The organism is Streptomyces sp. UH6 (genome assembly GCF_013421635.1).
GTDB lineage: Bacteria > Actinomycetota > Actinomycetes > Streptomycetales > Streptomycetaceae > Streptomyces > Streptomyces abyssomicinicus.
In genome coordinates, this window is the sequence record NZ_JACADT010000389.1 from 1 (window position 1) to 4,955 (window position 4,955).

Sequence of the window (4,955 nt, forward strand, 5' to 3'; positions counted from 1 at the left end):
GGCGCCCCCGGCCCCTTCGTCGACGGCCTCGAGCAGTTCCCCCGCCGAGACCGTGACGTCCAGGGACTCCACCGGCTCGGCGAGACGGACCGCCCGCACCGCGAGCACCTCGAAGGAGGCCGGGCTGCCGTAGACGGCGACGGCCTCCCCCGCGCCCTGGAGCCGCACCGCGGCGGCACGGTCGTAGTGCAGCAGCCGGGAGAGGAAGGCGCAGAGGTCCGCCGCCTCGCCCTGGTCGGCGAACCGGAGCTTCGTCATGAGCCGGCGGCCTCGTCGTCCTGGTACTTCTCCAGGAAGTACCGCTCCGCCTCCGTGAGCCGGCGCGGACGCTGGATCTCGAAGTCGAAGGGCGCCATCACCGTCGACGCCCGTGCGTACACCAGGTCCGGCTCGTCGCCGGACCCGGTGTCCTTGACCTCGTAGGCCAGGGTGAACGAGGCCGCGCGGATCCTCGTCACCCAGACCTCGACGTCCACCGGCGCGTGCCGGTGGAGCAGCTGACGCTTGTAGTCGATCTCGTGCCGCGCCACCACCGTCCCCCGCGCGAAGGCATGGTCCTGGTCCGGGCGGAACAGCATGTCCACCCGGGCTTCCTCCAGGTAGCGCAGGAACATCACGTTGTTGACGTGACCGTACGCGTCCATGTCGCCCCAGCGCAGGGGGCAGCGGTAGAGATGGCGCACGAGTCGATCAGTCCCGGGTCAGCTTCTTGTAGGTGGCGCGGTGCGGACGCGCGGCGTCCGGACCGAGCCGCTCGACCTTGTTCTTCTCGTAGGACTCGAAGTTGCCCTCGAACCAGAACCACTTGGAGTCGCCCTCGTAGGCGAGGATGTGCGTCGCCACGCGGTCCAGGAACCACCGGTCGTGGGAGACGACCACGGCGCATCCCGGGAACTCCAGCAGCGCGTTCTCCAGCGAGGACAGGGTCTCGACGTCGAGGTCGTTGGTCGGCTCGTCGAGGAGCAGCAGGTTGCCGCCCTGCTTCAGGGTGAGCGCCAGGTTCAGGCGGTTGCGCTCACCACCGGAGAGCACCCCGGCCGGCTTCTGCTGGTCCGGGCCCTTGAAGCCGAACGCGGAGACGTAGGCACGCGACGGCATCTCGACCTGGCCGACGTTGATGTAGTCGAGGCCGTCGGACACGACCTCCCACAGCGTCTTCTTGGCGTCGATGTTGGCGCGGCTCTGGTCGACGTAGCTGATCTTGACGGTCTCGCCGACCTTGATGTTGCCGGAGTCCGGCTGCTCGATCCCCTGGATCATCTTGAACAGCGTGGTCTTGCCGGCGCCGTTGGGGCCGATGATGCCGACGATGCCGTTGCGCGGCAGCGTGAACGACAGGTCGTCGATCAGGACCTTCTCACCGAAGGCCTTGCGGAGGTTCTCCACCTCGACGACCACGTTGCCCAGTCGCGGGCCCGGCGGGATCTGGATCTCCTCGAAGTCCAGCTTCCGCATCTTGTCGGCCTCGGCCGCCATCTCCTCGTAGCGGGCCAGACGCGCCTTGGACTTGGCCTGCCGTCCCTTGGCGTTGGAGCGGACCCACTCCAGCTCCTCCTTGAGGCGCTTCTGACGTTTGGCGTCCTTCGCGCCCTCGACCTTGAGGCGGGCGGCCTTGGTCTCGAGGTACTTGGAGTAGTTGCCCTCGTAGCCGTGCAGACGGCCGCGGTCGACCTCGCAGATCCAGCCCGCGACGTTGTCCAGGAAGTACCGGTCGTGGGTCACGGCGACGACGGTGCCGGCGTACTGCGCGAGGTGCTGCTCCAGCCAGTTCACCGACTCGGCGTCGAGGTGGTTGGTGGGCTCGTCGAGGAGCAGCAGGTCGGGCGCCTCGAGCAGCAGCTTGCACAGCGCGACGCGGCGGCGCTCACCACCGGAGAGGTTGCTCACCGGCCAGTCGCCGGGCGGGCAGCCCAGGGCGTCCATGGCCTGCTCCAGCTGGGCGTCGAGGTCCCACGCGTTGGCGTGGTCCAGGTCGTCCTGGAGCTTGCCCATCTCCGCCATGAGCTCGTCGGAGTAGTCGGTCGCCATCAGCTCGGCGATCTCGTTGAACCGGTCGAGCTTGCCCTTGATCTCGGCGACGCCCTCCTGGACGTTCTCCAGGACCGTCTTCTCCTCGTTGAGCGGGGGCTCCTGGAGGAGGATGCCGACGGTGTAGCCCGGGGTCAGGAACGCGTCGCCGTTGGAGGGCTGCTCCAGACCGGCCATGATCTTGAGGACGGTCGACTTGCCGGCGCCGTTCGGGCCGACGACGCCGATCTTCGCCCCGGGGAGGAAGGAAAGGGTGACGTCGTCGAGGATCACCTTGTCGCCGTGCGCCTTGCGCGCCTTGCGCATGGTGTAAATGAACTCAGCCAAGAGAAACCGTCCGGCAGATTGAAACTCGCGGTGGGCAGATACACCCCATCTTGCCGTACCGCCACCCCAGGACGAAAACGGCCCGTCCCCGCGCCCCCTTCCGCCCCGGAAACGGAACGTGGCCGCCGGGTCACTGCTGGTGGGCCTCCCGGCGGCGCTGCCTGACCACGCTGAGCACGGCTGCGCCCACGACCACCAGGCCGGCGCCGATCGAGGCGGCGAGGCCGGTGCCGCCGCCCCCGCCGGTGGTGGCGAGGTCCTCGCCGACCGCCGACGGGGTGGACGGCACGGGACGGGGCTGGGGCACCGTCTGCGTCCGGACGGCGGACGCGGCGCTCTCGGTGAGGCAGTCGAGCACCCCGCTGAGGACGACCGGCCGCAGGGGCCGCCGCTCGCCCGGCGCCGCCTCGACGCCCACGGTGTAGCTCTCGTCCTCGGTGAGCGGCTGGAACACCGTGCGCCGCTCGCCCGGGGCGAGGGTGTAGTCGGTCCCGGCCACCCGGTAGGTGAAGTCCTCGTCGCCCCGGTTGAGCAGGGTGACGTCCAGCCCGGAGGCCAGGTCCGCGTCGGTCGCCTCGCAGCGCTCGCGGCCCCAGAGGGCGGGTACGGCTCCGTCCCGCCGCCAGACGGTGGTGGCGGTGGCCCGCACCGTGGTCTCGCTGGAGGCGGCGACCACCTGCGCCTGGCTGCGGCTGTCCGAGGTCAGCGCCCGCCCCACCGGCACGGTGGTGGTGGCCTCCACGGTGAGCGTCGCCGCGCCGTTGTCCGCGTCGAAGGGGATGTCGACGTACAGGCCGTCGCCGTCGTCCACCGTCTCGACGGCGTGTCCCTCGGCGTCGGTGATCCACGCCGGGCTGGTGTCCGCGGGCGGCAGGACCGTCACGTCGTCGGCACCGGTGCGGACGGTGACCGGGCCTATTCGGGTGCCCGGGCGCCCGGCGGCGGCCGGCGGGTCGAAGCGGAGCGAGGCCCGGGGCTCCTTCTCCGGACGGGCGTTCTTCACCAGGTAGTCGGCGAGCCGCTCGGCCTGCGGGTCGGCCGCGGTCACGTCGGCCCCGTCGGAGAGCCGCCAGACGGCGACCTGGGTGCCGGCCGCGGCGTCCTGCTCGGTGAGCCCCTTGGCCCCGGCCCGCTCGGCGAGCTGGGAGAGATCGTCCACCTGCGGGTAGGAGTGACGCAGCACCCAGACGATCCGGCCGGCCTCCGGGTTGCCGGCCAGCGAGGTGCCGAGCCAGTCGCTCTCCTGGTAGACGACGCCGGGCTGGGTGGCGCGCTGGATGTCGACGCCGTAGGTCTGGAGCGTCCCGCCGCCGTCCACGGACAGCTCGAACAGTCCCGCCGGGACCTCCCGGTCGCCGTCCGTCCCGTGGATCACGGCGGTGCCGAAGGCACGCAGGTCGTCCGCGACGGCCGTGGCGCCTCCGGTGTTCCACTGCGGTGTCGCGAGCGCGCCCGAGTCGGCGGTGGACGCGGCCGCACCGGTGGCCGTCCCGGCGGTCAGCAGCCCGGACAGCAGCGACACCGCTGCGGCACGGACCGCGCCGGACCGGCGCACGACACGCGGGTGGAACGACGACATCACGGAACTCCCCTCCGGCCGGGGCCTTCTGACTCGGGACCCGGGATCCGTACGCGGCGCCACCGGCCCATGACCCACCCCGGCATCCTAGGGAAGCGCCCCGCCGCACCCGGCGGCAGCCCGGGACCGGGCCGGTTCCGACTCGCAATTGTTACCGCCCGAAAGGTGAGCAACCGGCGGCAACCAGGACAGTCCACGGTGACATCACGTCAGCAAGGGAGCGCCCGGCACCGCTTGCATCCCCCATGGGTCTCCCGGCGCGCCGGGCGGCGCGCCCGGCCGGGTCTTCAGGGCCGCCACCGCGGCCGGCCGGGCACCCCCGGCGACACCGCCCGCCTCCCCCGCGCCCGTCTCTCCCCTGGTGGTGCGGCGGAACGCCGAGGTGCCGCGCGCCAGGTCGTGCCCCACGGCGACCGCCTCGATGTCCACGTCGGTGCGGGCCTGGCCGTCGCGGGTCTCGGCCCGCACCTTGAGCCTGCCGTGGACCACCACCGGATCCCCCACCGACAGCGAGGCGGCCACGTTCGCCGCCAGGGAGCGGCGGGTCCACACCGTGAAGAAGTTGGTGTGGCCGTCCACCCACGTCGCCTTCTCTCGGTCCCAGTAGCGGGGCGTCGCCGCCAGCCGGAACCGGGCGACATGGCCCCGCTCGTCCTCCCGGTGCACCGGCTGCGTCGCCACGTTGCCGACCGCGCAGACCACCGTCTCGTTCATCGCACGTCCCTTCACCACACCCGTGGAATCCGGACGCCCGCGGCAGAGCACGGACACCCGGGGAAGCGCCGACGGGCCCGTCCCGTTCGGCCGCTTCCAGGGTGCGGCGGATCGGGCGGGCCCGCTGAGGGCTGTGGGTTCAGAGGGTGGTTGTGGACAACTGCCCCACCCGTGAGGGTGAACGGGCGCCTCCGAGGGTGCCCGCCCCCACCGGCAGGGCGCCGCTGACCACGCCGTACTGCTCGCGCACCTCGCGGTGGCCGGCCACCGCCTCGGCGACCGGCTCCAGGACCCGGACGCGGCCGCA

4 protein-coding genes and 1 pseudogene are annotated in these 4,955 nt (G+C 72.0%); all 5 read right to left on the reverse strand.

What is annotated here, in order from left to right; all coding sequences use genetic code 11:
• Positions 1 to 258, reverse strand: a pseudogene (locus HW445_RS18240) (hypothetical protein); the annotation flags it as partial.
• Positions 255 to 683 carry a thioesterase family protein gene (locus tag HW445_RS18245; RefSeq protein ID WP_180222063.1) on the reverse strand — a complete coding sequence of 143 codons (429 nt, stop codon included), beginning with the start codon at positions 681 to 683 and terminating at the stop codon, positions 255 to 257. The gene HW445_RS18245 and the pseudogene HW445_RS18240, both read right to left, overlap by 4 nt.
• Before the next feature lie 7 nt (positions 684 to 690).
• Complete coding sequence (gene ettA / locus HW445_RS18250) at positions 691 to 2,355, reverse strand: energy-dependent translational throttle protein EttA (protein ID WP_180222064.1); 1,665 nt, start codon at positions 2,353 to 2,355, stop codon at positions 691 to 693.
• 130 nt (positions 2,356 to 2,485) lie between these two features.
• On the reverse strand, positions 2,486 to 3,934 hold the full coding sequence (locus tag HW445_RS18255) for a thioester domain-containing protein (RefSeq protein WP_180222065.1): 1,449 nt from the start codon (positions 3,932 to 3,934) through the stop codon (positions 2,486 to 2,488).
• Positions 3,935 to 4,138: 204 nt separating this feature from the next.
• The gene (locus tag HW445_RS18260) at positions 4,139 to 4,648 is read right to left on the reverse strand and encodes a single-stranded DNA-binding protein (protein ID WP_180222066.1); all 510 of its coding nucleotides are present in this window, start codon (positions 4,646 to 4,648) and stop codon (positions 4,139 to 4,141) included.
• Positions 4,649 to 4,955 lie beyond the last annotated feature (307 nt).

Bases quoted from the DNA above. Each gene is read 5' to 3' on its own strand.
- HW445_RS18255 (WP_180222065.1), bottom strand. From the start codon at position 3,934: ATGTCGTCGTTCCACCCGCGTGTCGTGCGCCGGTCCGGCGCGGTCCGT.
- HW445_RS18260 (WP_180222066.1), bottom strand. From the start codon at position 4,648: ATGAACGAGACGGTGGTCTGCGCGGTCGGCAACGTGGCGACGCAGCCG.